The organism is Sphingopyxis solisilvae (assembly GCF_015475875.1).
GTDB classification, from domain to species: domain Bacteria; phylum Pseudomonadota; class Alphaproteobacteria; order Sphingomonadales; family Sphingomonadaceae; genus Sphingopyxis; species Sphingopyxis solisilvae.
In genome coordinates this window covers 1-25,393 of record NZ_JADKYM010000019.1, presented here as the reverse complement: position 1 = coordinate 25,393, position 25,393 = coordinate 1, and the positions used below count along the sequence as shown (strand labels likewise).

General features: G+C 63.0%; 25 protein-coding genes. 11 read left to right on the top strand and 14 right to left on the bottom strand.

Annotated features, from left to right (window positions below):
* The 5 genes from trbF (at position 1) to IR187_RS12875 (ending at position 3,247) form a co-directional block, all read left to right on the top strand.
* Complete coding sequence (gene trbF / locus IR187_RS12895; protein ID WP_058807804.1) at positions 1–684, top strand: conjugal transfer protein TrbF; 684 nt, start codon at positions 1–3, stop codon at positions 682–684.
* Positions 684–1,517 (top strand): P-type conjugative transfer protein TrbG, encoded by an 834-nt coding sequence (gene trbG, locus IR187_RS12890; RefSeq protein WP_443028864.1) that lies wholly within the window; start codon positions 684–686, stop codon positions 1,515–1,517. Before trbF ends, trbG begins: the two co-directional genes overlap by 1 nt.
* A 116-nt stretch (positions 1,518–1,633) precedes the next feature.
* Positions 1,634–2,740 (top strand): TrbI/VirB10 family protein, encoded by a 1,107-nt coding sequence (locus tag IR187_RS12885; protein WP_324187696.1) that lies wholly within the window; start codon positions 1,634–1,636, stop codon positions 2,738–2,740.
* On the top strand, positions 2,737–2,955 hold the full coding sequence (locus tag IR187_RS12880; protein WP_058807805.1) for a DUF2274 domain-containing protein: 219 nt from the start codon (positions 2,737–2,739) through the stop codon (positions 2,953–2,955). The genes IR187_RS12885 and IR187_RS12880 overlap by 4 nt, the downstream gene beginning before the upstream one ends.
* A gap of 31 nt (positions 2,956–2,986) precedes the next feature.
* Positions 2,987–3,247 carry a helix-turn-helix transcriptional regulator gene (locus IR187_RS12875; protein ID WP_082662796.1) on the top strand — a complete coding sequence of 87 codons (261 nt, stop codon included), beginning with the start codon at positions 2,987–2,989 and terminating at the stop codon, positions 3,245–3,247.
* Here the strand turns inward: IR187_RS12875 and IR187_RS12870 are convergent.
* Together IR187_RS12870 and guaA are read right to left on the bottom strand one after the other, a co-directional pair.
* Positions 3,237–4,493 carry a tyrosine-type recombinase/integrase gene (locus IR187_RS12870; RefSeq protein WP_058807806.1) on the bottom strand — a complete coding sequence of 419 codons (1,257 nt, stop codon included), beginning with the start codon at positions 4,491–4,493 and terminating at the stop codon, positions 3,237–3,239. The two genes, IR187_RS12875 and IR187_RS12870, sit on opposite strands and share 11 nt — an antisense overlap.
* Positions 4,494–4,786: 293 nt before the next feature.
* Positions 4,787–6,373, bottom strand: a complete 1,587-nt coding sequence (gene guaA / locus IR187_RS12865) for a glutamine-hydrolyzing GMP synthase (RefSeq protein ID WP_194955016.1) — start codon at positions 6,371–6,373, stop codon at positions 4,787–4,789.
* Positions 6,374–6,605: 232 nt separating this feature from the next.
* Here guaA and IR187_RS12860 point away from each other — a divergent pair, with 232 nt between their 5' ends.
* Positions 6,606–9,029 carry a TonB-dependent receptor plug domain-containing protein gene (locus IR187_RS12860; RefSeq protein ID WP_228765922.1) on the top strand — a complete coding sequence of 808 codons (2,424 nt, stop codon included), beginning with the start codon at positions 6,606–6,608 and terminating at the stop codon, positions 9,027–9,029.
* Here the strand turns inward: IR187_RS12860 and IR187_RS12855 are convergent.
* The 7 genes from IR187_RS12855 to cobT form a co-directional block, all read right to left on the bottom strand.
* On the bottom strand, positions 9,026–10,078 hold the full coding sequence (locus IR187_RS12855; protein ID WP_194955014.1) for a glycosyltransferase family 4 protein: 1,053 nt from the start codon (positions 10,076–10,078) through the stop codon (positions 9,026–9,028). The two genes, IR187_RS12860 and IR187_RS12855, sit on opposite strands and share 4 nt — an antisense overlap.
* On the bottom strand, positions 10,075–10,956 hold the full coding sequence (locus IR187_RS12850) for a UDP-2,3-diacylglucosamine diphosphatase (RefSeq protein WP_194955013.1): 882 nt from the start codon (positions 10,954–10,956) through the stop codon (positions 10,075–10,077). Before IR187_RS12850 ends, IR187_RS12855 begins: the two co-directional genes overlap by 4 nt.
* 261 nt (positions 10,957–11,217) lie before the next feature.
* Positions 11,218–12,654, bottom strand: a complete 1,437-nt coding sequence (locus IR187_RS12845; RefSeq protein WP_194955012.1) for an aldehyde dehydrogenase family protein — start codon at positions 12,652–12,654, stop codon at positions 11,218–11,220.
* Positions 12,655–12,787: 133 nt separating this feature from the next.
* Positions 12,788–14,434 (bottom strand): acetolactate synthase large subunit, encoded by a 1,647-nt coding sequence (locus IR187_RS12840; protein WP_194955011.1) that lies wholly within the window; start codon positions 14,432–14,434, stop codon positions 12,788–12,790.
* A 219-nt stretch (positions 14,435–14,653) separates the two neighbouring features.
* Entirely contained in the window at positions 14,654–15,307 is a 654-nt protein-coding gene (locus IR187_RS12835; protein WP_194955010.1) for an HPr family phosphocarrier protein, read from the bottom strand.
* A 26-nt stretch (positions 15,308–15,333) separates the two neighbouring features.
* On the bottom strand, positions 15,334–16,140 hold the full coding sequence (locus IR187_RS12830; RefSeq protein WP_194955009.1) for a hypothetical protein: 807 nt from the start codon (positions 16,138–16,140) through the stop codon (positions 15,334–15,336).
* A complete protein-coding gene (cobT, locus tag IR187_RS12825; RefSeq protein WP_194955008.1) occupies positions 16,137–17,960 on the bottom strand; it encodes a cobaltochelatase subunit CobT in 1,824 nt (607 codons plus the stop codon). Before cobT ends, IR187_RS12830 begins: the two co-directional genes overlap by 4 nt.
* A 171-nt stretch (positions 17,961–18,131) precedes the next feature.
* Between cobT and IR187_RS12820 the strand changes: the two genes are divergently transcribed.
* Together IR187_RS12820 and IR187_RS17025 are read left to right on the top strand one after the other, a co-directional pair.
* Positions 18,132–19,325 (top strand): MFS transporter, encoded by a 1,194-nt coding sequence (locus IR187_RS12820; RefSeq protein ID WP_228765918.1) that lies wholly within the window; start codon positions 18,132–18,134, stop codon positions 19,323–19,325.
* Complete coding sequence (locus IR187_RS17025; protein ID WP_267463785.1) at positions 19,322–19,453, top strand: hypothetical protein; 132 nt, start codon at positions 19,322–19,324, stop codon at positions 19,451–19,453. Before IR187_RS12820 ends, IR187_RS17025 begins: the two co-directional genes overlap by 4 nt.
* On the opposite strand, the gene IR187_RS12815 is transcribed toward IR187_RS17025, so the two are convergent.
* The 5 genes from IR187_RS12815 to IR187_RS12795 all read right to left on the bottom strand — a co-directional run bounded on the left by IR187_RS12815 (position 19,450) and on the right by IR187_RS12795 (position 23,606).
* A complete protein-coding gene (locus IR187_RS12815) occupies positions 19,450–20,610 on the bottom strand; it encodes an alpha/beta hydrolase (protein ID WP_194955006.1) in 1,161 nt (386 codons plus the stop codon). The two genes, IR187_RS17025 and IR187_RS12815, sit on opposite strands and share 4 nt — an antisense overlap.
* Before the next feature lie 71 nt (positions 20,611–20,681).
* Positions 20,682–21,365 (bottom strand): hypothetical protein, encoded by a 684-nt coding sequence (locus IR187_RS12810; protein ID WP_194955005.1) that lies wholly within the window; start codon positions 21,363–21,365, stop codon positions 20,682–20,684.
* On the bottom strand, positions 21,362–22,351 hold the full coding sequence (gene cobS / locus IR187_RS12805; protein ID WP_194955004.1) for a cobaltochelatase subunit CobS: 990 nt from the start codon (positions 22,349–22,351) through the stop codon (positions 21,362–21,364). The genes IR187_RS12810 and cobS overlap by 4 nt, the downstream gene beginning before the upstream one ends.
* A 252-nt stretch (positions 22,352–22,603) precedes the next feature.
* Positions 22,604–23,041 (bottom strand): ester cyclase, encoded by a 438-nt coding sequence (locus IR187_RS12800; protein WP_194955003.1) that lies wholly within the window; start codon positions 23,039–23,041, stop codon positions 22,604–22,606.
* Between the two features lie 10 nt (positions 23,042–23,051).
* On the bottom strand, positions 23,052–23,606 hold the full coding sequence (locus IR187_RS12795; RefSeq protein WP_194955002.1) for a DnaJ domain-containing protein: 555 nt from the start codon (positions 23,604–23,606) through the stop codon (positions 23,052–23,054).
* A gap of 112 nt (positions 23,607–23,718) precedes the next feature.
* Here IR187_RS12795 and IR187_RS12790 point away from each other — a divergent pair, with 112 nt between their 5' ends.
* From IR187_RS12790 to IR187_RS12780, 3 genes are read left to right on the top strand one after another with little or no spacing between them, the layout of a single operon-like run.
* Entirely contained in the window at positions 23,719–23,997 is a 279-nt protein-coding gene (locus IR187_RS12790; protein WP_407699087.1) for a BolA family protein, read from the top strand.
* Between the two features lie 32 nt (positions 23,998–24,029).
* Positions 24,030–24,404 carry a DUF2200 family protein gene (locus IR187_RS17180; protein ID WP_456115037.1) on the top strand — a complete coding sequence of 125 codons (375 nt, stop codon included), beginning with the start codon at positions 24,030–24,032 and terminating at the stop codon, positions 24,402–24,404.
* The gene (locus IR187_RS12780; RefSeq protein ID WP_194955000.1) at positions 24,397–25,281 is read left to right on the top strand and encodes a pirin family protein; all 885 of its coding nucleotides are present in this window, start codon (positions 24,397–24,399) and stop codon (positions 25,279–25,281) included. Before IR187_RS17180 ends, IR187_RS12780 begins: the two co-directional genes overlap by 8 nt.
* Positions 25,282–25,393: the final 112 nt, after the last annotated feature.

The window sequence follows — 25,393 nt, the reverse complement described above, 5'->3', positions numbered from 1 at the left end:
ATGTTCCGACGACCCCACCAACATTATGGCAAGTCGCCCGAGCCGGTGACGCCCTATCAGCGCGCCGCGCAGATCTGGGACGATCGCATCGGCTCGGCGCGGATCCAGGCGAAGAACTGGCGGCTCGCCTTCTTCGGCTGCCTCGCGCTTTCGGGCGGGCTCGCCTCGGCGCTCGTCTGGCAGTCGCTGCGCGGCACGATCACGCCCTGGGTGGTCGAGGTCGACACGCTCGGCGAGGCGAGGGCGGTCGCGCCTGCCGATGCCGACTATGCGCCGACCGACCCGCAGGTCGCCTTCCACCTCGCGCGCTTCATCGAGCATATCCGCTCGATCCCCGCAGATCCCGTGGTCCTACGCGCGAACTGGCTCAGCGCCTATGATTTCGCGGCCACATCGGGCGCGCAGGCGCTCAACGATTATGCGCGCAACAACGATCCGTTCGCCGAGGTCGGCAAGCGCCAGGTCGCGGTCGATGTGTCGAGCGTGATCCGGGCGTCTAAGGACAGCTTCCGCATCGCCTGGACCGAGCGTCGCTACCAGGACGGCGGGCTCATCGAAACCTCGCGCTGGTCGGCAATCGTGACCGTCACGATCTTGCCGCCGCGCACCCCCGATGCCCTCAGAAAAAATCCTTTGGGCGTCTTCGTGACCGCGATCAATCTTTCCAAGGAGCTCAATCAATGATGAGGATTTCACTGCTTGCGGGCGCAGCCTTGCTGGCGACGCCGCTCCACGCAGCACCCGGCGATCCGCGCGCGCAGGTCGGCCGCGCCAACGATGCGGCGCGCGTCCAGCCCGAGCGCGCGACCTTTATCAACGCGATCCAGCAATATGCGTGGGCCGAGGGCGCGCTGTTTCAGGTCTATACGGCACCGGGACAAGTCACCGACATCGCCCTGCAGGAAGGCGAGGAACTGGTGGGCCCGGGGCCGGTCGCCGCCGGCGATACGGTGCGCTGGATCATCGGTGATACGTTGAGCGGTGAAGGCGGCGCGCGGCGCGTGCATATCCTCGTGAAGCCCACGCGGCCCGACATCATGACGAACCTCGTTATCAACACGAGCCGCAGAACCTATCACATGGAGCTACGCGCGACGCCGGCGACCTATATGGCCGCTGTCTCGTGGCGGTATCCGCAGGACGAGCTTATCGCGCTCCGCGCCGCCGAGGCCGAACGCGTCCGGGCCGCGCCGATTGCCGGGGGGATCGACCTGCCGTCGCTCAACTTCGCGTACCGGATCAGCGGCGACAAGGTCGCGTGGCGGCCGGTGCGGGCGTTCGACGACGGCCGCCAGTTGTTCGTCGAGTTCGGCCCGTCGATCGCCACCGGCGAAATGCCGCCGCTATTTGCCGTCGGCGAGAAGGGTGCGGCCGAGCTTCTGAACTACCGTGTCGACGGCCGCTTCATGATAGTCGACCGGTTGTTCGATCGCGGCGAGCTTCGCCTGGGTACCGGAAAGGCGGCGAGGAAGGTCCGGATCGCTCGCGACGCGCCGACCGCGCGGGTGCGCCCGTGAGCCGGCTCGCAGACGCCGAAGGGGAGGCGCCGGCCGCCGAACCCATGCCGGACGCGGCGGTAGTTGCGCCTGCAAGCCCTGACGGCTTTCGTCTTGAGGGCGAACTGCCGCGCGTCATGCGCCTGTCGCGCAAGACGCTTGCGGTGCTCGGTGGCACCGCCGGGATCGCAATTGGGGGCGCACTTCTCTGGGCGCTGCGCTCGGCCGATCCAAAGGTCGCGCAGGAGCTTTACGAGGTCGCCTCGCCCAACCGGTCCGAAGCCGTGACCGGGGCGCCCGCCGACTATGGCGCTGTCCCCAAGCTCGGACCGCCGCTGCCAGGGGACCTCGGGCGGCCGATCGTGGCGGCGCAAAGGGCGGGCGAGCCTGTCCCCGTCCCCGCGATGGGGCCGCCCCCGCCCGATCCGCGCCAAACCGCGCGGGACCAGGCGAAGCAGCGCGCTCTGCAGGAACGCGAGGCCGCCGAGGGAAGCCGCCTGTTTCTGGGCGGCGGCAGCGCGGCGGCCGCCGCGCACGGAATTCTCGATGCCCCGCCGGCAGCCTTAGAACCGGCCAAGGAGGCAGGTACGCCCGCAGCAGTGCGCAAAGCCTTTCTCGCCGGCGGGCCGCAGCCCGCGTTCGAAAGCTCCGAGCGGATCGTCGCGCCGAGTTCGGCGGCCGTGGTTCAGGCTGGCACCGTTATCCCGGCTGCTCTGATCACGGGAATCCGGTCCGACCTTCCCGGCCAGATCACCGCGCAGGTCACGCAGAATGTCTATGACAGTCCGACCGGTCGGCTGCTGCTCATTCCGCAAGGTGCGCGGCTCGTCGGAGAGTATGACAGCGAGGTCGCCGCGGGTCAGCGCCGTGTGCTTCTGGCCTGGGATCGCCTTATACTCCCGGGCGGGCGATCAATTCGTCTTGATCGCCAGCTCGGCGCAGATGTCTCGGGCTATGTCGGTCTTGAAGATGGCGTGAACAACCATTGGGGGCGGATGTTGCGCGCGGCGTTGGTCTCGGCGTTTCTCGGCGTCGGGACCGAACTCGCCGTCGGTGGGGACGGTGACCTCGTCCGGGCGCTTCGGTCGGGCCTTCAGGATAGCACGAACGAGGCTGGGCGGCGGGTGGTCGAACGCGAGCTCTCCGTGCCACCAACGCTCACAGTCCGGCCCGGCTTTGCGTTTCGCGTCATGGTGACCCGCGACCTCATTATTGATAGCTCGGCTTCGGCAGGTGCGCGGTGAGCAAGCTCAGACTGGGAGCGGTGCTGGACGAAAAACCAGTCAAGCTCAGTATCGAACTCCCGGGTGCCTTGCACGCCAGGCTGGTCGAATATGCGAAAGTTCATGCGCGTGAGACGGGGCTCAGCGAGCCGATTTTGCCCGAGCGCCTCATTGCTCCGATGCTCGATCATTTCATCAGCACCGATCGGGCGTTCGCTCGCCTTCGGTCGAAATAGGCCTCCGAGCGCCAAAGCCGAGTCACAGCAAATGTCCAAGGACGGCCCAAACGACTATACACGCACGATCCGGCGCCATCAGCTAAGAGAGATGGTACCGCTTGCCGACAGCACCATCTTCGAGATGGAGCGTCGGGGAGAATTCCCTCGTCGCTACGCATTGTCTCCAAGGACGGTAGTCTGGAACCTGGCGGAGGTTGAGGCTTGGTTGGCGGATCGCCGGGCACGGCCTATCGGTCGCGCCCAGCAAGTGGATGTCCGCGACCGGCGCAATCGGCCGGTCAAAGGCTAGGGTCGAGGTCGAGGAGTGGCGGTGCTGGGGGGAGCAGTGTGGGTGCATAGCGCTGACCTGCGATCCACGCATCGACGGTATTTGACCATTCCTGCATCATGTGGCGCCTCTGCTGCTCATATTCGGCTTTGTTGTACACGCCCCTCGACGAGCGGCCGTCTTCATGCGCAAGACATTTTTCGACCCAGTCACTGTTGAACCCCATCTCGTTCAGAAGCGTCGAACCCGTTCGGCGAAGGTCGTGCACGGTGAATGGTTCAAGCGGCAGGCCGTCTTTCCGCGCCTGTTCGACCACGGCGTAAGTCACCCGGTTCAGAGTTGCACGGGACATCGGCGCATCCGCGTCGTAGCGGGATGGCAGCAAATATTTCGAATTGCCCGCACAGGTCTTCAGCGCGATCAGGATGTCGAGCATCTGCGTCGACAGATAGACATTGTGCGGCCGCGATCTTTTCATTCTTTCCTTCGGAATGGACCAGACGGCATTTTCGAAGTCGACCTCGTTCCAGACCGCATCCTGGAATTCACTCTTCCGCACCATCGAAAGTAGGATGAATCGCATCCCCAAGCGTATTGTCGGGATGGTTGCCACCTGCTCGAGGGCCTTGAACAGCACCCTGATTTCCGAAGGAGATAGCGAGCGATCTTTCGGGACAAAAGTCGCGATTGATGCCGGACCCACTTCGTCAGCGGGATTCTCCGCCTTTTCGCCGTGCAGCTTTGCAAAGGCGTAAATCTGTTTGAGGATATCGCGGACATGAATGGCGGTTGCCGGCGCGCCGCGATCTACGATCTTGAGGCAATGTTCGCGTAGATCGCCCGGGGTGATCTCGGTCAATAGGCGACTCTTCCATACCGGAAGTAACTCACGCTCGAATATCGAGCGCCTCATTGCTCGTGTGCTGTCGGCCATAGGAGCACACTGAAGCCACTTCTCTCCGAACTGGCCAAAGCTCTTGGCTTCCTTGATCCGCCTCTTCTCGCGCTGCTTCTCGATGGCCGGCGACTGCCCCTCGGCGATCATTCGTTTTGCGTCGATGCACTTTTCGCGAGCGCGCGCTAGCGAAAGGTCCGAAGGCGCGTACTTGCCAAGTGTCACGGTCTCCCGGCGACCATGCAAACGGTAGTCCACGCGGAAGGAAATGGTGCCGCCGGGACTGACCAGCACATACATGCCGTCACGGTCCGTGACCTTATATGGTTTTGCTTTTGGTTTCAGGTGCTTGAGTTCTGTATCGGTAAGCATGAGGGGGACTCCGACGGAAAAATACCGTCAGCCTAAAAGCGCAGTTCTCCCGCCCGAAAAAGCACTGCTTTTCCGACTGTTAGAGCGAAAAAAATACCGTCTAGGACTGATGTGTCCCTGACGGTATCGACGATTTCTGGAAGAAACAAGGGTAGGCAAGGCCGTCAGCCCGTCCGCTCGCAATGAAGGCTGCCCACCGATTGTCGCCGAATGTTATCGACAACAAAATTATTTTTTTCAATTAGTTGGACGTCATCCCTGCGAGAGGTATTCGGGCATTTGCGTGCCCCGAATCATTCCCACTCGATCGTCCCCGGCGGTTTCGACGTATAGTCGTAAACGACGCGGTTGATGCCCTGCACTTCGTTGATGATGCGTGTCGCGCAGCGGCTGAGGAAGCTCGCGTCAAAAGGATAGATGTCGGCCGTCATGCCGTCGGTCGAGGTCACGGCGCGCAGCGCGCAGACATGGTCATAGGTGCGTCCGTCGCCCATCACGCCGACGGTCTTGACGGGCAGCAGCACCGCAAATGCCTGCCAGATCGCATCGTAGAGGCCGGCGTTGCGGATTTCTTCAAGATACACGGCGTCGGCCTTGCGCAGGATGTCGCAGCGTTCCTTCGACACTTCGCCGGGAATGCGGATCGCCAGGCCGGGGCCGGGGAAGGGGTGACGGCCCACAAAGATGTCAGGCAGGCCCAGTTCCTTGCCGAGCAGGCGCACCTCGTCCTTGAACAGCTCGCGCAAGGGCTCGACCAGGTTCATGTTCATGCGTTCGGGCAGGCCGCCGACATTATGGTGACTCTTGATCGTCACGCTCGGCCCGCCGGTGAAGCTGACGCTCTCGATCACGTCGGGATAGAGCGTGCCTTGGGCGAGGAAGTCGGCGCCGCCGATCTTCTTCGCTTCTTCCTCGAACACATTGATGAACTCGGCGCCGATGAACTTGCGCTTCTTTTCGGGATCGGTGACGCCCGCGAGGCCCGCCATAAAGCGTTGCTCGGCGTCCACCACGACAAGGGGGATGTTGTAATGGTCGCGGAACAGCCGTTCGACCTGTTCGCGTTCGTTCATGCGCAAGAGGCCGTGGTCGACAAAGACGCACGTCAGCTGCTCGCCGATCGCTTCGTGGATCAGCACCGCGGCGACCGCGCTGTCGACCCCGCCCGACAGGCCGCACAGCACGCGCTTGTCGCCGACCTGCGCGCGGATTTCGGCGATCTTGGTGGCGCGGAATTCGGCCATCGTCCAGTCGCCGCTGCACCCGCAGACATGGCGGACGAAATTGGCGATCAGCTTGGCGCCGTCGGGGGTGTGGACGACCTCGGGGTGGAACTGCGTACCGTAATAGCGGCGTTCATCATCGGCAATCAGTGCGAAGGGCGCGCCGTCGCTGACCGCGACAATGCGGAAACCCGGGGCGAACTCGGTGACCTTGTCGCCGTGGCTCATCCACACCTGATGGCGCTCGCCGACGTTCCAAAGGCCGTCGAACAACACGCAGGGTTCGGTGACGGTCAGGAAGGCCCGGCCGAATTCGCCGTCGCGCTCGCCATCGGCGCCGCCGGGTTCGACGCGGCCGCCGAGCTGCTGGCTCATCACCTGCTGGCCGTAACAGATACCGAGGATCGGCAGGCCGCTGCCAAACACCGACTGCGGCGCGCGCGGGCTGCCGTCGGCGGGAACCGAGGCGGGCGAGCCGGAAAGGATGATCCCCTTGGGCTGCATGCGTTCAAGCGCCGCTTCGGCCAAGGTGAAGGGGACAATCTCGCTATATACCCCCGCTTCACGAACGCGGCGGGCGATGAGCTGGGTCACCTGGCTGCCGAAATCGACGATCAGGATCGATTCGGGCGGCTGCGAAGAGGCTGGAGTCGGCATGGCTGGCCGATAAGGGGCAGGGGCCATGCTGTCCAGCGGTCGATATCGACCGTTGGTGGAACGCTTATGGTTTCGACACATTATTGCGACAATTGCGACATAACTGAACCACCGCCGACAAACTGTGTCAGTGCCGGTTCACTGCGGTGCCGCCAACACAAGCAACGACAAAAGAACAGAAAAAGGCTTTCCCTTGATGAATATGTCTCGCCCCTCCCTGTCCGTGCGCGCCATGTTGCTGGCTGCCAGCGCTTCGCTCGCCGTTCCAGCCTATGCCGAAACCGAAGTGATGCCGACGAGCGCGGCCGCTGCGATCGTTGTCGCCGCCGACGACCAGCCCGCCGACCAGGCGGGGCCGGCTTCGCCTGCGCGCGGCCCCGACTTCGACGATATCGACGGCGACGAGATTGTCGTGACCGCGCCGCGTCTGGCCGGGCAACTCGACACCAATATCAAGGCGGAAGCCGAACTCGATGAAGCGGCGATCGCCAGCTATGGCGTGTCGAACGTCGCCGAACTTCTGGAAGCATTGGCACCGCAGACGCGGTCGGGGCGCGGGCGCGGAAGCGGTCGGCCGATTATCCTCGTCAACGGGCGCCGCATCGGTGGCTTCGGCGAAGTGCGTAATCTGCCGCCCGAAGCAATCGCGAAGGTCGAAGTATTTCCCGAAGAAGTCGCGCTTCAATACGGCTATTCGGCCGACGAGCGCGTCGTGAATTTCGTGCTCAAACCCAATTTCCGCCAGATTGCGGTCGAGGTCGAAGGCGGCCTGCCGACACAGGGCGGACGTTTTCAGGGCGAGATCGAACCCAGCTTTTTAATGATCGGCGAGAATGGCCGCCTCAACCTCAACGCGGGCTGGGAGAGCAAGTCGATGCTGCGCGAAAGCGAGCGTAGGCTCGATTATGCGTCCGACGCGGCCGGTCAGGCGTTGGCGGCGGGCGCCGCGGCGCGCAGCCTGCTCGGGGCGTCGGACGAATATCGTATCGACGCGACGATCCAGCGCAGTCTGAACAAGGTGACCGATGCGTCGCTCAATGTCCGTTTCGACCAGACCGATACGCGCTCGTTGCTCGGCCCCGGGATTGGAGGGGTGACGGACCCGCTCGAACGAGACGGCCGGAGCCGTAATCTGAGCTCGACGGCCAGCGTCAACGGTATGCTCGGCAATTGGCGTTGGTCGGTGTCGGGCAATTATGCCGACGCTGACCAGCGGACGTTCACCGATCGCATCAGCGGTGCGCGCGACCGGTTCGACAGCAGCCAGCAGAGTTTTGGTGGCAACGCCAATCTGTCGGGCACGGTGACCGAAGGCTGGGCCGGGCCGATCCGGCTGTCCGCGACCGGCAGTTTTTCGGGACTCCGGTTCGACAGCCGATCGGAACGCTCGGGCGCCGTCACGACGACCAACCTGAGCCGCGATCTGCCGGGCGTGTTCGGATCGCTGACCGTGCCATTGCTCGATCCCGAGTATCAGGTCGGCAATATCGGCCGACTGTCGCTGACGCTGAGCGGCCAGTATCAGGACCCCAGCGACTTTGCGGCGCTGAAAAGCTGGGGCGCCAACCTGAATTGGGGGCTGACCAGCAACCTGTCGCTGATCGCCAGCTTCAACCAGGACGAGGCAGCACCGGGCATCCAGCAACTGGGAGCGGCACCGCTCGTGACGCCGGCGGTGACCTATTATGATTTTGCGACCGGGCAGACGGTGCAGATCACCACGACCACCGGCGGCAATCCCTTCCTGCTTGCCGAACAGCGACGCGATCTGAAACTGGGGTTGAACTGGTCGCCGCCGATGGTCGAAGGGTTGAATTTCTCGGTCAATTACAACCGCAACAAGAGCTTTGACACGTCGAACGGCTTTCCGCTGCTGACCCCCGAGATCGAGGCGGCGTTTCCCGACCGTGTGACCCGCGATGCCAATGGCGTGCTGCTCGCGCTCGACCAGCGTCCGGTCAATTTCGATCGCGTCGAAAATTCGCAAATCCGCTGGGGATTGAACTTCGGCAAAAGCTTTGGCCAGCAACAGCCGCGTGGCCCCGGTTCGGGCGGTCCGGCCGCCGGAGGCAGGCGTCCGGACGGTGCAGGTCCCGGAGCCCCGCGCGGCGGCGGCGGCCCGCGGATGGGCGGTGGCGGTGGTCGTGGCGGCCCGGGCGGCATGTTCGGTGGTCCGCAGGGCGGACGCTGGCAGGTGTCGCTCTATCATACGATCAAGCTGACCGACAAAGTGTTGATCCGGCCCGGCGTGCCCGAACTCGACCTGCTGAACGGGTCGGCCACGGGCAACGGCGGCGGCAGTAACCGGCACCTGCTAGAACTCGACGGCGGGCTGTTCAACAAGGGTATGGGGGTCAGGCTCAGCGCGAAATATGACAGCGGCAGCACGGTGACGGGCGGCAGTGCGGGCGATCTGAAGTTCGGCGACCTCGCGACCTTCAACCTGCGCTTCTTCATGGACCTGAACCAGAAGCCGAAGCTGACCGAAGCAGTGCCGTTCCTGAAAGGATCGCGCCTGCGGCTGTCGGTCGACAATCTGTTCGACGCGCAGCGCAAGATCACCGATGCGACGGGACGTGTGCCGCTCAATTACCAGCCGGGCTATATCGACCCGCTCGGCCGCTATATCGAGCTGGAGTGGCGCAAGACCTTTTAGGCCGGAACGCCGATCGCGCTTTCGGCGCCTTGCGATGATGGCGAGCCGGGTACGAAGGTTAGCGCCTTTGCGAACTGCGCGGTGCAACCCGCCCAGCTGTAACGCGCGCCCAGGGCGGCGGCATCAGAGCGGTCGCATGCCAATGCGGTGTCGATCGCGCGGCCCAGATCCTGGTCGAGCGCGCCCGCGCCATCGCGGATGATATCGCCGGGGCCGGGAACGGGGAACGCGGCAACGGGCGTCCCGCAGCTGAGCGCTTCGATCACTACCAGCCCGAAGGTGTCGGTGCGGCTGGGGAAAACGAACACGTCGGCTCCCGCATAGGCCGCCGCGAGCGTTTCGCCACCCAGTTTTCCGAGAAACATCGCGTCGGGGTGCTGCGCCTGGAGCGCGGCCAGCGCGGGTCCATCGCCGACGATCACCTTCGTACCCGGCCGATCGATATCGAGGAACGCGCCGATATTCTTTTCGACCGCGACGCGGCCGACATAAAGCTGGATCGGGCGCGGCAGGCCGGCATAGGCCGGATGCGCGGCGCGGTCGGGGCGAAACAGATCATGATCGACGCCGCGTTCCCACATCATCGTTTGAGTGAGCCCCTGATCGGCGAGCTCGCGCGCCAGGCTGCGCGTCGCAATCATGATATGGCGCGCGGGACGGTGGAACCAGCGAATGAAGCGCCAAACGAAGGCCGGCGAAACGGGCAGCCGCGCCGCGACATATTCGGGAAAGCGCGTGTGATAAGCGGTGGTGAAGGGAAAGCCGTTCTTCAGGCACCAGCGCCGCGCCGCCAGCCCCAGCGGACCTTCGGTCGAGATGTGGATCGCCTGCGGGTCAAAGGCGCGGATATGCCGCCCGACCTTTCGCCACCCTGCGAACGCCAGCCGGATTTCGGGGTAGGAGGGGCAGGGGACCGAACGGAACAGGTCGGGCGAAACGGCCGCGACCTCATGTCCTGCCTTGCGCAGTTCGGCGATCGTTGCCTGCAACGTCCGCACGACGCCGTTGACCTGCGGCTCCCATGCGTCGCTGACGATCAGAATCTTCATGCCGCGCGTGCCGGGGCAGGAAGTTCGAGCGTCGCCGGGACGCTGCGCTTCGCGACCTCCTCGGCCCAGTGCAATATCTCCATTCGCCCGTCATGATGCTCGACCAGCGCGGTGCAGCCTTCGACCCAGTCGCCGTCGTTATAATATGCTGTGCCTTCGATCTCGCGCATTTCGGCGCTGTGGATATGGCCGCATACGACCCCGTCGACCCCGCGCGAGCGGGCGGCGTGGGCGACGACCTCCTCATAACGCCCGATGAACTGAACCGCGTTCTTGACCTTGTGCTTGGCGACCATCGACAGCGACCAATAGGGCAGGCCGAATGCGCTGCGGATGCGGTTCACCACCACATTGCACTTCATCAACGCAGTGTAGGCGGCGTCGCCGACGAAGGCGAGCCAGCGGTGCGCGAGCATCACTGCGTCGAATTCGTCCCCATGGACGACCAGCAATCTGCGCCCGTCGGCGGTCTCGTGGATCGCCTCGCGCCGAATTTCGACCCCGCCGAAATCGAAGCCGTCGAAGGGTTTGACCATCTCGTCATGGTTGCCGGGGACATAGACCACGCGGGTACCACGCTTGGCGCGCTTCAGCACCCGCCACACCACGTCATTATGCTCGGGCGGCCAGAAATGGCGCTTCTTGAGCCGCCAGCCGTCGATGATGTCGCCGACCAGATACAGCGTCTCGCAATCGATATGGTCGAAAAAGTCGATCAGCATTGCGGCGTTGCAGCCGCGGGTGCCAAGGTGGATGTCGCTGACCCATACCGCGCGGTAGTTGCGCCGCTCGCCGATCACGCGCTCGGGAATATGCGGGTCGGTTGTAAAGGGGTCGGCAAAACGGGCGGGGATCGGCAGGGTCGAGATCGAGGCCATGTCATGCTCCGTGGCAGCCTTAGCTGCCCACGGCCTAGACAGGAGTTTTGTGACACTGTGCGATTCAAACCCGCGTCGGTTCGGAGGCAGTTTGAAGGCGGTTTGGTGACGGTGGGACAAGGCTGCCCCCTCCCGCAGGCGGGAGGGGCAGCGAGACTTACGAGCTTGCTCGTTAGTCGCAGCGGGGCGGGAAATCGCGACGTCACATGCTCGCTACGCTCGCGCCCACCCCTAACCCCTCCCGCAAGCGGGAGGGGAAGATCAGGTCCGCCTTATCACCAGATTGCGGATCTCGCTCATGTCTTCAATGGCGAAGCGCACGCCCTCGCGGCCCAATCCGCTGTCCTTCACCCCGCCATAGGGCATGTTGTCGACGCGGTAACTCGACACGTCGTTGACGACGATCCCGCCGACGTCGAGATGATCCCACGCCTCCAGCACTTTCTGAATGTCGCTCGTGAACAGCCCCGCCTGCAAGCCGAACTTGCTGTCGTTGACCTCGGCCAGCGCCTCTTCCCATTTGGAAAATTTGCTGAGCACCACAACCGGCCCAAACGCTTCCTCGACGACGACATCGCTGCCCGCCGGGACATTTTCGAGCAGCGCGGCTTCGAGCATATTTCCCTCACAGCCGCCGCCCGCGAGGAGGGTCGCGCCTGCGGCGACCGCATCGTCGATCCAGCCCTTCAGCCGCTGTGCTTCCTTGACCGAGATCATCGGGCCGATGAAGGTGTCGCGATGCTTGGGATCGCCCGATTTCAAGGCCTTGACCTTCGCGGTGAGCATGTCGCGGAAAGTGTCGTAAATATCCTCGTGGATGATCACGCGTTGCACATGGATGCAGCTCTGCCCCGACTGGTAATAGCCGCCGAAGATGATCCGCGCGAGCGCATGGTCGAGGTCGGCGTCCTTGTCGACGACCACCGCAGCATTGCCTCCGAGTTCGAGGACGACCTTTTTCTTCCCCGCCTTGGCTTTCAGATCCCAGCCCACGCCGGGGGAACCCGTGAAGCTGAGCAGTTTCAGCCGCTCGTCGGTGGTGAACAGATCGGCCCCTGCGCGGCTCGCGGGCAGGATGCTGAACGCGCCTTCGGGGAGGATATCACATTCGGCCAGCACCTCACCCATGATGATCGCCCCGAGCGGGGTCATCGATGCTGGTTTCATCACGAACGGACAGCCGATCGCGATCGCCGGCGCGATCTTGTGTGCCGCGAGGTTGAGCGGGAAGTTGAACGGCGAGATAAAGCTGCACGGGCCGATCGGCACGCGTTTCCACATCCCCATATAGCCCTTGGCGCGCGCCGAAATGTCGAGCGGCTGGACCTCGCCATAATTGCGCGTCGCTTCCTCGGCGGCAATGCGGAAGGTGTCGATCAGGCGCGTAACCTCGCCTTCGCTGTCGGCGATCGGCTTGCCCGCTTCGACGCACAAAGCATAGGCGAGCTCGTCGAACCGCTCCTGAAAACGCGTGACGCAATGATTGAGGACGTCGCGCTTCTCGAAACTCGCGAGCCGCGCCATCGGCTCAGCGGCGCGCACGGCGCCCGCGATCGCCTCGTCGATCACATCGGGGGTCGCCAGCGCGGTGCGGAACGTGACCTCGCCGGTATATTTGTCGATCACCTCGAGGTCGGTGTTCGGCTGCACCGCCTTGTTGTTGAGGTAGAGCGGATAGACGTCCTTGAGTTTCATCATTCTACTCCCCCCTCCCGCTTGCGGGAGGGGTCGGGGGTGGGCCAGCAACGGTGCGGATAGCCCACCCCGCTGCGACTAGCGAGCAAGCTCGCAAGTCTCGCTGCCCCTCCCGCTTGCGGGAGGGGAGCGGAGATCAAAGCTCCTTCGACAACTTCTTGATGTCGATGTTCAAGATCTGATCATTCTCCGAATAATCGACCGGGCAGTCGATCAGGTGGACGCCTGGCGTATCGCGCGTATGCGCGAGCAGCTCCTTGAGATGGTCTGCGCTCGTTACGCGGTGGCCGTGCGCGCCATAGCTTTCGGCATATTTGACGAAATCGGGGTTGCCATAGGTCAGCCCCCAATCCTTGAAGCCCATGTTCGCCTGTTTCCAGCGGATCATGCCATAGCTGTTGTCGTTGAGGATCAGCACCGTCATGTTGAGTCCAAGCCGGACCGCAGTTTCCATCTCCTGGCTGTTCATCATGAACCCGCCGTCGCCGCAGATCGCCATGACCTTGCGGTCGGGGTAGACCATCGCCGACATCATCGCCGACGGCAGCCCGGCGCCCATCGTTGCCAGCGCATTGTCGAGCAGCACGGTGTTCGGGCGATAGGCGGTGTAGCCGCGCGCGAACCAGATTTTGTACACACCGTTGTCGAGGCAGATGATGCCGTCGTCGGGCATGCTGTCGCGGATCGATTGGACCAGATGCGGCGGAAAGATCGGGAAACGCGCGTCTTCGGCCAGCGGCTTGGTGTGTTCAATCTCGCCCTGTCGGAACTTCAGCATATGGTCGAATTTCCAGCTGCCGCTGGGGACGATGTCTTCCTTCATCTGCCACACCGCGTTGGCGATATCGCCGATGACCTCGATATTCGGGAAATAGACCGGATCGACTTCGGCGGTTTTGGTCGAGACGTGGATAACCGTCGGCCCGCCGCGCTGCATGAAGAAGGGCGGCTTTTCGATGACGTCATGGCCGAGGTTGACGATGCAGTCCGATGCCTCGACCGCGCGGTGGACGAAATCGCCTGAACTGAGCGCGGCGCAGCCCAAAAATTTCGGATGCCGCTCATCGATCACGCCCTTGCCGAGTTGCGTCGTCAGGAACGGGATGCCGGTCTTTTCGATGAATTGCAGCAGCATGCGGCTGGTCATGGTACGGTTGGCACCGGCACCGATGACGAGGACGGGCGACTTCGCTGCTTCAAGCGCTTTCACCGCCTCGCGGATCGATTTGGTGTCGGCGGTGGGGCGGCGCGAATGGCTGCGTTTCAGCGGGGTCGCGTCGGTATGTTCGTCGGCGATATCCTCGGGCAGTTCGATATGCACTGCGCCGGGCTTTTCCTCCTCGGCGAGGCGGAATGCTTCGCGCACGCGGCTCGGGATGTTGTCCGATGCGGCCATCTGGTGGGTATATTTGGTGATCGGCCCCATCATCGCGACGACGTCGAGGATCTGAAAGCGGCCCTGCTTCGATTTCTTGATCGGCTTTTGCCCGGTGATCATCATCATCGGCATTCCGCCAAGCTGGGCATAGGCGGCGGCGGTGACGAAGTTGGTTGCGCCGGGGCCGAGTGTGGCGAGGCAAACACCGGTCTTGCCGGTGTGCCGCCCATAGGTCGCGGCCATGAAGCCCGCACCCTGCTCGTGCCGGGTCAGGATCAATTTGATCTGCTTGGACCGCGACAAGCTGTCGAGAAAGTCGAGATTTTCCTCGCCCGGAACGCCGAAAATATATTCGACGCCTTCTTCTTCCAGACATTCGATGAACAGGTCGGATGCTTTTTTCATGTGACAGTCGCCCCCTCAGCCGCGCACCTCCATCGGTGCAGCCCCAAGCCATGCTGGCGACCACAGCATGATTTTCCGGTGCAGCGGCTCTCGTCGTCAGGCCGCGAGTCCCTGCTGCTCCGGGGAGAGTTTGTAACGAGGGGAGAAGGGGTTGTCACCATGCGGAACGGCCGTCGCATATTATATGCGACGGCCGACAATGGCTCGTGAATGTCCTTATTAGCCGCCCTTGCGCGAGGATCGCGCATCAATCGACTTCCGAGCGTTGTTTGCATATTCGTCAAAATTCTTCTGGAACACGGCAACGAGTTCATCGAGCGCCGCAACCGCGTCCTCACCCTCTTTCGGGGGGAATAGTTTCAGGCCGTTGCCTCCCCACGCCTTATACTCAAAGTCGATCTTTTGATCGTTACCGAAATCACGAAGCATAAATAAAGTGCGCAAAGAGCGGCCGTAAATCGCTGCTTTTTGGTAGAAAACATCGGCAACGATCAATTCACTGTAGCATTTGGAGACCGAATCCGAGCGGCGCGTCTTGATCTTGTTCATAGTCTTGCGTTCGAGCGGTTGTTCGTGGCGAACTATAATCGTGCCCGGAGAAAGTTTTAGCATGTTGTGAAGATCAAGCGACTGAAGTGCATCCAGCTGCGACGGACTGTCAAGCGCGCTGGCGAGCTGCGCTTTGTTGCTCGCATCTCGGCCGCTGTGTGCCAGAGCGTCGATCAATCCGCCGCCCAGCAGGCCGGTCGTCATTGATGTCATCCGCTCAGCGGGCCAAACATGCAATTCACACGGCGCATCCTGTGCGGCCGCGGGAGCTGTTATCGAAGTTGCGGCAAAAATAATGCAGGCAGTTTGGATGACAGATTTCATATTTCCCTCTCATTTAAGGACCGTTGCTATTTGCGCTTTGATTGAGAATCCCGCGTCATTGCCGCGCCGAAAGCATCGAAGTTCGCAAGATAGGCGGAGTGAAGCTCATTAAGCGCGGTTTGATTATCTTGCGGCCTGTCTGGTTTCGGCGGAAATGCTGTCATTTTTGTCTGCACGAACGTGCCGAAGATATTTTCAGGCGACGCCGATGCGCCAAACTGACGAAAACGCACCAGCGATTTAAGATAAGTTCCGTTGACTATATCCTGTTGCAAGAACACGTCGTCGGCAATCAATTCGGCATAACAGGATGACGATGAATCCGCGATCCGGCTAGCTGATGTCCGGATCACGCGGCTTTCCAGCGGCGTGTCGTGCACGATTACCTGATATCCGGCTAACCCAACGCGGTCCGCAACGTTGGCCGCGCGCAACAGCGCTGCCTGTTGGCTGGTGCCGATCGGATCTTTTGGGACTACGGGATAGCCTTCGCGACCGGTCACCGCCCCATCGACTATACCGCCGCGAGTCCAGCCGTGAAAAACCGAGCGTAGTCCGTTACTTGGCCACACATGCAGTTCACAGGAAGTAGGTACCACTTCGACGCCAGCGGGTTGATTAGGGTCGGTCGATGTCGAACCTTGCACCGCCGCAACAGCGCCAAAGTGAACGCACAAAATCATTGCGACGCCAAAGGCGTAGCAATGCGATTGTTTTAACGACATGAAGTTTGACTCTCCCCCAACTAGGCGAGAATTAATTCCGGCAGCAGTATTTGCAAGTCTGATTTTCCATACGATTTTCGAAGCGTCAGAAGCGACATTTTGGTTCAATCCACGTCGAACAGCCCCGCCAGCTGTTCGACCATCGTGCCGCCCAGTTGCTCGGCGTCCATGATCGTCACTGCGCGGCTGTAATAGCGGGTCACGTCGTGACCGATGCCGATCGCGCAGAGTTCGACCGGCGATTTTTTCTCGATCCAGTCGATCACCTGGCGCAGATGCTGGTCGAGATAGGCGCCGTGGTTCACCGACAGCGTTGAATCGTCGACCGGCGCTCCGTCCGAAATCACCATCAGGATGCGGCGCTCCTCGGGTCGGCCGATGATGCGGCTGTGCGCCCACGACAGCGCTTCGCCGTCGATATTTTCCTTGAGCAGCCCTTCACGCATCATCAACCCGAGCGACTTGCGCGCGCGGCGATAGGGTTCGTCGGCGGGCTTATAGATGATGTGCCTGAGGTCGTTGAGGCGGCCGGGGTGTACGGGGCGCCCCGCGGCGAGCCAGTCCTCGCGGCTCTGTCCGCCCTTCCACGTCCGCGTCGTAAAGCCGAGGATTTCGGTCTTTACGCCGCAGCGTTCGAGCGTGCGCGCGAGGATGTCCGCGCTGATCGCGGCGATGCTGATCGGCCGGCCGCGCATCGAGCCGCTGTTGTCGATCAGCAAGGTGACCACCGTGTCGCGGAAATCGGTATCGCGCTCGATCTTGTAACTCAGCGACTGGCCGGGCGAGACGATGACACGCGCAAGCCGCGCGGCGTCGAGCTGGCCTTCCTCCTGGTCGAAATCCCATGCCCGGTTCTGCTGCGCCATCAGGCGGCGCTGCAGGCGGTTCGCGAGTTTGGTGACCGCACCCTGCAGATGCGCCATCTGTTGATCCAGATAGGCGCGCAAGCGAGTCAACTCGTCGGCATCGCACAGCTCGGTCGCCAGAATGATCTCGTCATGCTTGTCGGTAAAGCGGACATAGTTGAAGTCGGGGACATCGGTCGGCAGGCGGTTGGGACGCACCGGCAGCATCCCTTCGTCGCCTTCGCCGCCCATTTCGGGTTCGCCGTCGGCTTCCATTTCCTGCGCGTCGGGGTCGCTGTCGCCGTCGTCGGCCTGGTCGCCCGCCATTTCGGCGCGCGCGTCGACCTGGCTTTCACCAGCGCCGCCGTCCTCGCTTTCCTGCTCTTCCTGGCTTTCCTCGGCCTCGCTCTCATCCTCTTCGCCGCCGTCCTCGCTGCCTTGTTCGGCGGGGTCGTCGGCCTGGATCAGATCGAGGTGGCGCAGCGCGAGTTTTGCCGTTTCGGCGAACGCCGCCTGGTCGTCGAGCAGCATCGACAGCGCCGTGATGTCGCCGCCGGCATCGCGCGCGATCCGCTCGCGGACCAGCGACAGGCCGGTTTCGGTGCCCTGCGGCGCCTGCTGCCCGGTCAGCGCCTCGCGCAGCAGCAGTTCGAGCGCGCTCGACATGGGCACGTCGTCGCGGCCCTGCGCGCGCGAAATCGGATCGCTGCGCATCCGCATTGCCAGACTGGCCGACAGATTGGCGCGCATGCCGTCCATATGCCGCGCGCCGAGCGCCTCGACCCGCGCGCGCTCCATCGCATCGAACGCGGCGGCGGCAACCGGTTCGGCGGGACGGGCAGCGGCGTGAACCTTCTCGCTATGATGCTTCATCCGCAGCGCATAGCCGTCGGCGAACCCGCGCGCTTCGGCCACCTGATCCGCCGGCAGCGTGCGCGACGGTGTCGGCACCTTGATCGCCTTGCCGACCTGCGCGGGCGCGTCGGCGGTAAAGCCCACCTCGACCTCGGCATCGCGCGTCACCGCGCGCGCGACGCTGGAGAGCGCGGCCTTGAAATCGTCGAGGGGAGACTGGGTAGTCATTTCGAGTCGGCTCTAACCGGCTTTGGGGGGCGAAGGAAATCCCTTTCATCGTCGCCCCGGACCGATCCGGAATGATGAAAGCGGGAGTAAGGGGTCTCATAGTGAAGCTCGCTTGACGATATGGAACGTCGGGCGCATCGCCGCGTCATGGCCTCCCCCACAACGTCCCCCATGAAACGCCCTTGGATCGTCATCGCCTGCGCCGCGTTCATCGTCACGCTGGCGATGGGCGTGCGCCAGTCGTTCGGATTGTTCCTGCCGCAAATGAGCGTCGACATCGGGATCAGCCGGTCGGATTTCGGGCTGGCGATGGCGCTGCAGAACCTGCTCTTCGGGCTGGTTCAGCCCTTTGTTGGCGCGCTGGCCGACAAACATGGCGCGGGGCGCGTGGTCGTGGCGGGCGCGCTCCTCTATGCCCTCGGGCTGATCGGGGCCGCATTCGCGACCGATGCGATCGGGCTGCATATCAGCTTCGGTATCTTTATCGGCATGGCGCAGTCGGCAACGACGTTCGTCGTCGTGCTCGGCGCGGTCGGGCGCGTCGTCAGCGCGGAAAAACGCAGCAGCGCGTTCGGCATTGTGACCGCGGGCGGTTCGCTGGGGCAATTCCTGGTCGTGCCGCTGGCGTCGATGCTGCTTGGCGACGTCGGTTATCAGCAGACGCTGTGGATCATGGCGGGGCTCGTCGCGCTATGCGGCTTGCTTGCGATCGGCGTTGCGGGTCGCAGCGACGGCGGCACGACGCTGGCGCTGGAAGAACAGAGCGCGCGCGAGGCGCTGCGCGAGGCGGCGGTCCATCGCGGCTATTGGCTGCTCAACGCGGGCTTTTTCGTCTGCGGCTTTCACATCGCCTTCATCGCAACGCATCTGCCCGCCTATCTGGACGACAAGGGGCTGGGGATCGACATCGGCGCACAGGTGCTGGCGCTGGTGGGGCTGTTCAACATCCTCGGCTCCTACGTGTTCGGGCGTGCGGGCGATGTCCTGCGCCAGAAATATGTCCTGTCGGCGCTCTACACCGCGCGCTCGATCGTAATCGCGCTATTCCTGTTCCTGCCGTTGACCCACGCCAGCGCGCTGGTGTTCGCGGGTGCGATGGGGTTCCTGTGGCTCGGCACTGTCCCGCTGACCAGCGGGATCGTCGGGCGCATATTCGGCGTCCGATATCTCTCCATGCTCTACGGCATCGTCTTCCTCAGCCATCAGATCGGCAGCTTTTTCGGCGCATGGATGGCGGGGCTGATCTTTGACTGGGCGGGCAGCTATGACATCGCCTGGGGCTTTGCGATCGCGCTGGGGGTCTTTGCGGGACTGGTTCATCTGCCGATTGCGGACGCTCCCGTCAGGCGGCTGCAACCGGCATGAAATGGGCGCGGCAGGACGCAGCGGCGCTCGGGCTGTTCGCGGTGATTGCGGCGGGTGGGCTGTGGCTGTGGACGGGCGAAGGACCGGCGGTCTGGCTGGCCGACTTTGCCGTCCTGTGCGGCTTTTAGGGAGCCGGAACCCGGTTACAGATCGCTTCGTCGGCGGGTTTCGGGTCGGCGGGATCGGGTAACAGCTGGAACACATGCGCCAGATGCGTTGCCGTTCGTTCCGGCCGCGTGCGTTTTCCTGCAACGACATCGACGAAATCACGGCATGCGGCGGCGCTGCGCAGGAAATTGCTGTGTCCGGTGGTCGCGCGCGACACATCGGTGGTGTCGATTACGATGAGGCCCGACACCGGTTTGACGTAGCAGCGGATCGGCAGCCCTTTGGCCTTCAGTTCGGCCGCTTCGAACGGATCGAAGCAATAGGGCGAACCGAGCCGCGGATAACCGTGCAGCGCGCGCGACGCGGCAAGCGCCTTGTCGGCACGCGAGACATAGACGGTGATGCGTCGGTCGTTGGCGACTCGGCGCGGCGCCAGCACTTCTTCCTCGATATCGCGCTCGAATGTTTCGCGGTCGATATCGGGCGATGCCAGAATGACGTTCGAGATATTGCTGCTGTCGGCGCTGCTCGACGTGCGATCGACATAGGCGATCGCCGGAATTACCAGCCGCGCGCCAAGCGAATGCGACACGACGACGATCTCCTTGACCCACGGCCGCTCGGCCAGCGTCTTCAGAAAGTCGCGGAAATTGCGGACGTCGTGATACATGTTGGTTTCGTCGACCGCATAGCTCAGCACTTCGCCCTGCGACGGCCAGCTATACTCGATCACCGGCCCGTCGAACCCGGTCATCCGTGCGATCTGGTCCGCGTCTTTCGATGTGGTTTCAAACGTCTCGCGATAGCCGTGGACATAGAGCAGGACGCGACCCTGCCGCCGGTCGGTTTCTGCCTGCAGCGCCCGCCACCAGTCCCCGGCTTCCTGAAACGCCATCGGGGTGCGGAGCTTTTTCTTGCCGCCGAGCTCGGCCTCAACAGGCGCGGAAAAGCGGCCGTAACGCATCTTGTCACCGCGATGGCGGAGCATGCTGATGTCGCCAGTGCGGCAGTCGGGCAGGCGCGTGGTCGCGAAGAACAGCGGCAGTGCCTCGCCATCGACGACGGCACCCGGCTGCGCGGTGCAGCGCGGATCGGCGACATAGTCGGCGTGGCGGACAGGGCCGTAATCGACGGCAGCGATGCTGCATCCCGAAAGAACGGCACACCCAAGCAGCATGATGGAGTTCCGAAGAGCCGTATGCGAGTGGAGCATGGGTTTGCCCTGCCTTAGATATTGAGGAAAAGGTGCTAGCTTTGGATCCTGCGCAAGGTTTCCCTATCGTTCTTGAGGAGGGCCTCACTTTCGGCGGGTGTGAGGGGCATTTTTGCAAAGCGATCTAATACGAGGCCCAACAAGTTTTCGAGGAAGGCATCCACCCGTCCTGCATCCGACGAAAGGAATGCGGCCCAGTCCTCCTTCTCGTCCTTTCGGGCTTCTGAGAAGAAATCGTTCGCCGCCACCGCTCCTTGCCGTTCACATTCGGCTACAATTGCTGCCTGACAGGGCCTTTGCTTTCGAACAAACGTGAGAAAATTGGCGACGTGCGGCTTTTGATAAAAATTGAGTGCCTCATCTAACGAAGCCGGAGCGAACTGACTAGAAAGCTCGACCACGACTTCCCCCACAGCTTGATCAAATTTGATCTTGTATATAGCGCTGGTTGCGATGATCATCGCATCGGCGCGCGCCTTGCGTGCGCCAGGAAACTTCTTCTCTAATGCCCGCGTCTGTTCGTTAGCTTCGATATCATCGCGAATTCGCTGCAAAGTTGGGGCGATAGCATCTTCAAATGCTCGGTCAGGCAAATGCAAATCTATAATTTGGCGAGCAGTAAATTTTTGCGCCGTCACTTGGGCTGGTGCCGTATTCCAGCAAGCAAAAATAAGGAAAAGGGTGGCTCCTAAACGTGCCAGCGACTGTTTCGGAATCACTTGCCGATCACCCCTTCGGGCAGATCTTCGCCGAACACGCGCTGATAATATTCGGCGACGATCATCCGTTCGGCCTCGTCGCACTTGTTGAGGAAGGACAGACGGAAGGCGAAGCCGATGTTGTTGAAGATCGCGGTGTTCTGGGCCCAGCTGATGACGGTGCGCGGGCTCATCACGGTCGAGATGTCGCCGTTGATGAAACCTTGCCGCGTCAGGTCGGCCACCTTGACCATATTGGCGACCGTGGTGTCGTCGGTGTCGGGCACCTTTGCGAGGACGATCGCGCTTTCGGTCGCGGCGGGCAGATAATTGAGCGTGACGACGATATTCCAGCGGTCCATCTGGCCCTGGTTGATCTGCTGCGTGCCGTGATACAGCCCGCTCGTGTCGCCGAGGCCTACCGTATTGGCGGTCGAGAACAGGCGGAAATAAGGGTTCGGGCGGATGACGCGGTTCTGGTCGAGCAGGGTCAGCTTGCCCTCGGTCTCGAGCACGCGCTGGATCACGAACATCACATCGGGGCGCCCCGCATCATATTCGTCGAAGACCAGCGCGGTCGGCGTCTGCAGCGCCCAAGGGAGCAGGCCTTCTCGGAATTCGGTGACCTGCTGGCCCTCGCGCAGCACGATCGCGTCGCGGCCGACAAGGTCGATGCGGCTGATATGCGCGTCGAGGTTGACGCGGATGCACGGCCATTTGAGGCGCGCCGCCACCTGTTCGATATGCGTTGACTTGCCGGTGCCGTGATAGCCCTGCACCATCACGCGGCGGTTGTATTTGAAGCCAGCGAGGATCGCGAGCGTTGTGTCGCCGTCGAACACATAGGCGGGGTCGAGGTCGGGAACGCGCGCGTCGGCCTCGCTGAACGCCGGGACTTTCATATCGATATCGACGCCGAACACCTCACGCGCATCGACCTCGATATCGGGCGCCGCGAGTAGCGTCGATCCGTGATGGTCCGGGAGGCTGTTCGGGATATCGGTCATCTTGCTGCCTTCAAAAATCTCTATCCCTTCTCCCTTGACGGGAGAAGGATACGAAGCCTTGCCGCGAAGCGACGAGGCGTAGCTGGATGAGGGTGGGCGGCACTTTGTACCGCGCGAGCCTGCGGCTCGCATACCCCTCACCCAGCTTCGACTAGGCGGCAAGCCGCCAAGTCTTCGCAACCCTCTCCCGCATGGGGAGAGGGGAATTGCGCTAGCGCGGTATCGCTGTCCGTTTCAGCTTGCAACGCCTTTTCAGAGGAGGCCGAGCGCCTTCATCACTGCCGACTGGTCGTAATAGGGACGCTCGCAGACGATCTTGTCGCTGCCGGGCGCGAATTCGAAGCTGGCGGCCATTCGGATGCGGAATGCCTTGCCGGTCGGCGCGATCGTGCGCGGGCCGAGCTTGAGCGGACCGAGATGCGTGCCGGTCAGCCAGAATTCGACCAGCACCAGGTTCGCCGCCGCGTCAGCGGCGATGGCGATGACTTCGTTCGCCTGATCGGGAAAGGGCTCGCGCGACGCGGCAAAATAGGAGCGGACAGCGGCTTCGCCATCAAACACCGTTCCGGGGCCCAGCAATTCGTAGCGCGGATGGTCGAAGGTCGCGATGACGCCGTCCCAGTCGTGGGTGATCTCGAGCGCCATATGGCGGCGGACCACCTCGATCCGTGCTGCGTCCAGATCGCTCATCGCGCGTCTCCTATACGAATGCCTTCGTCTTCCGCAGCAACTGATATGCCGCAACCACTTCGCCGAGTCTCGTCTCGAAACTGCGATCGCCACCATTGCGGTCGGGATGATATTTGCGGACGAGTTCGCTGTAGCGGCGACGTAGCGCGGCGCGGTCGGCATCGGCCGCGAGGCCCATCAACTGCATCGCGGCATGTTCTTCGCGCGACAGGCCGGGATTGGCCGCCTCGCGCCGGGCTTCGTCCATCCGCTGCCGGAACCGCGCGCCGAGCGCGTCCATCGGATCCTTGAAATCGGCCCAGCGGGGCGGCAGGTCGGCGCTGCCCGCGGGGCGGAAGGTACGGCTTTCGGTTTCCCAGCCCGCGGTCGGGGATTGCGCCGCCATGATCTGGTCGGCGTTCATGCCTTCGAAAAAATTATAGCCCGCGTTGAATTCGCGCACATGGTCAAGGCACAGCCAGCGATATGGGGGCGGGCCGTCGGGCGAGCGGTGCGCCGATGCTGGCGCGCGAAATTCGCCCGGCTCGCGGCAGCCCGGCACTGCGCACGGCGCCTCGCGCGGCACGCGGCCATGAAAACGGGAGGGGCGGGCAGAGGACGGCAAAAGGGGCTTTCGGACTCGAACGTCGGGGGAGGGGGTCTTATAATTTGGCGACGCAGCGCCTATGGTCAACCCCATGAGCAGCCAAGGTCCCGTACAGCAAGAGATGGAAAGCCTGCTCGCCGCAGCCTTTCCCGACGCCAATTTCACCGTCAGCAACGACAGCGCCAGACATCATGGCCACGCCGGCGACGACGGCAGCGGCGAATCGCATTTCAGCCTGGCGATCGAATGGGCGGGCTTTGCCGGAATGAACCGCGTGATGCGCCAGCGCATGGTGAACAAGGCGCTCGGCGACCTGCCCGGACAGCGCGTCCACGCGCTGGCGATCCGCGCGACGGCGCCGGGGGAATAGCGGCGCGCATGGCGGAGCACCGCATCTATGGCATGAGCTTTGCCAGCGTCTATCCGCACTATGTGGCCAAGGCCGAGCGCAAGGGGCGCACAAGGGACGAGGTCGACGCGATCATCCGCTGGCTGACCGGCTATAGCCAGATGGAGCTGGAAGCCCGGATCGCCGCGCGGGTCGATTTCCGCGCCTTCTTTGCCGATGCGCCGACGATGAATCCGGCGCGACCAAATCAAAGGCGTCGTCTGCGGCATCCGCGTCGAAAATATCGACGAGCCGCTGATGCGCGAGATTCGCTATCTCGACAAGCTGATCGACGAACTCGCAAAGGGCAAGGCGATGGAGAAGATCCTGCGCGCGCCCGGACCCGCCGAACGCTGAGCCATCCGCCAAAAGGAGACGCGCATGTTTGAAATCATCACCCCATCGACCCACGATCTTGGTGCGTTCGAGGTGCGGCGCACGCTGCCGAACAAGGCGCGCACGATGGTTGGCCCGTTTATTTTCGTCGACCAGTTCGGTCCCGCGCATTTCGACATTGGCAAGGGCATGGATGTGCGCCCGCATCCGCACATCAACCTCGCAACGGTCACCTATTTGTTCGAAGGGGCGATCGAGCATCGCGACAGCCTGGGCACGCTGGCGACGATCCGGCCGGGGGCGTGCAATCTGATGACGGCGGGGTGCGGCATCGTCCATTCGGAGCGCACTCCCGCCGCCGAACGCGCAACCGGCTCTGGCATTTCAGGGATGCAGACCTGGCTGGCGCTCCCCGACTGCAGGGAAGAGATCGACCCTGCGTTCGAACATGTCGCGAAGGACGACCTGCCGCTGGTCGAGGATGGTGGCGTGTCGGCGCGCGTCATCATGGGCAGCCTGTGGGGCGCGACATCGCCGATCACCCAGCATGCCGCGACAATCTATGCCGACATATTGATGGGCGCAGGGGCCAGCATCCCGATCGAAGCCGACGCGGACGAGCGGGCCGTGCTCGTGGCGCTCGGCGATGCCAGCCTCGATGGCGAGCGCCTCGATCGCTACAGTCTCTACATTCTGCGGCCGGGGCAGGCGATGACGTTGCGCGCGGAGAGCGATGCGCGGGTCATGCTGCTTGGCGGCGAAGCCTTCACGACGCCGCGCCACGTCTGGTGGAATTTCGTCAGTTCGTCGCGCGATCGGATCAACGAAGCGAAACACGACTGGAAAGACGGCAAGTTCCCGCTGGTCCCGGGGGACAGCGAGGAGTTCATCCCGATTCCCGAGGTGCCGAAGACGGTGAGTTATCCGTAGCGGCCGGTTTTAGCCGGTTGCAGACATCGAAATCCTCCCCGCTTGCGGGGAGGGGGACCGCCGCCGCAGGCGGTGGTGGAGGGGGGTATCGGCCTGGCGCGCCGCCGAAGGG

What these genes read in the sequence shown, in the direction of transcription:
- trbF (WP_058807804.1), top strand. Translation starts at nt 1, where the DNA reads ATGTTCCGACGACCCCACCAACATTATGGCAAGTCGCCCGAGCCGGTG.
- trbG (WP_443028864.1), top strand. Translation starts at nt 684, where the DNA reads ATGAGGATTTCACTGCTTGCGGGCGCAGCCTTGCTGGCGACGCCGCTC.
- IR187_RS12885 (WP_324187696.1), top strand. Translation starts at nt 1,634, where the DNA reads ATGCGCCTGTCGCGCAAGACGCTTGCGGTGCTCGGTGGCACCGCCGGG.
- IR187_RS12875 (WP_082662796.1), top strand. Translation starts at nt 2,987, where the DNA reads ATGTCCAAGGACGGCCCAAACGACTATACACGCACGATCCGGCGCCAT.
- IR187_RS12870 (WP_058807806.1), bottom strand. Translation starts at nt 4,493, where the DNA reads ATGCTTACCGATACAGAACTCAAGCACCTGAAACCAAAAGCAAAACCA.
- guaA (WP_194955016.1), bottom strand. Translation starts at nt 6,373, where the DNA reads ATGCCGACTCCAGCCTCTTCGCAGCCGCCCGAATCGATCCTGATCGTC.
- IR187_RS12860 (WP_228765922.1), top strand. Translation starts at nt 6,606, where the DNA reads ATGTTGCTGGCTGCCAGCGCTTCGCTCGCCGTTCCAGCCTATGCCGAA.
- IR187_RS12855 (WP_194955014.1), bottom strand. Translation starts at nt 10,078, where the DNA reads ATGAAGATTCTGATCGTCAGCGACGCATGGGAGCCGCAGGTCAACGGC.
- IR187_RS12850 (WP_194955013.1), bottom strand. Translation starts at nt 10,956, where the DNA reads ATGGCCTCGATCTCGACCCTGCCGATCCCCGCCCGTTTTGCCGACCCC.
- IR187_RS12845 (WP_194955012.1), bottom strand. Translation starts at nt 12,654, where the DNA reads ATGATGAAACTCAAGGACGTCTATCCGCTCTACCTCAACAACAAGGCG.
- IR187_RS12840 (WP_194955011.1), bottom strand. Translation starts at nt 14,434, where the DNA reads ATGAAAAAAGCATCCGACCTGTTCATCGAATGTCTGGAAGAAGAAGGC.
- IR187_RS12835 (WP_194955010.1), bottom strand. Translation starts at nt 15,307, where the DNA reads ATGAAATCTGTCATCCAAACTGCCTGCATTATTTTTGCCGCAACTTCG.
- cobT (WP_194955008.1), bottom strand. Translation starts at nt 17,960, where the DNA reads ATGACTACCCAGTCTCCCCTCGACGATTTCAAGGCCGCGCTCTCCAGC.
- IR187_RS12820 (WP_228765918.1), top strand. Translation starts at nt 18,132, where the DNA reads ATGAAACGCCCTTGGATCGTCATCGCCTGCGCCGCGTTCATCGTCACG.
- IR187_RS17025 (WP_267463785.1), top strand. Translation starts at nt 19,322, where the DNA reads ATGAAATGGGCGCGGCAGGACGCAGCGGCGCTCGGGCTGTTCGCGGTG.
- IR187_RS12815 (WP_194955006.1), bottom strand. Translation starts at nt 20,610, where the DNA reads ATGCTGCTTGGGTGTGCCGTTCTTTCGGGATGCAGCATCGCTGCCGTC.
- cobS (WP_194955004.1), bottom strand. Translation starts at nt 22,351, where the DNA reads ATGACCGATATCCCGAACAGCCTCCCGGACCATCACGGATCGACGCTA.
- IR187_RS12800 (WP_194955003.1), bottom strand. Translation starts at nt 23,041, where the DNA reads ATGAGCGATCTGGACGCAGCACGGATCGAGGTGGTCCGCCGCCATATG.
- IR187_RS12790 (WP_407699087.1), top strand. Translation starts at nt 23,719, where the DNA reads ATGAGCAGCCAAGGTCCCGTACAGCAAGAGATGGAAAGCCTGCTCGCC.
- IR187_RS17180 (WP_456115037.1), top strand. Translation starts at nt 24,030, where the DNA reads ATGAGCTTTGCCAGCGTCTATCCGCACTATGTGGCCAAGGCCGAGCGC.
- IR187_RS12780 (WP_194955000.1), top strand. Translation starts at nt 24,397, where the DNA reads ATGTTTGAAATCATCACCCCATCGACCCACGATCTTGGTGCGTTCGAG.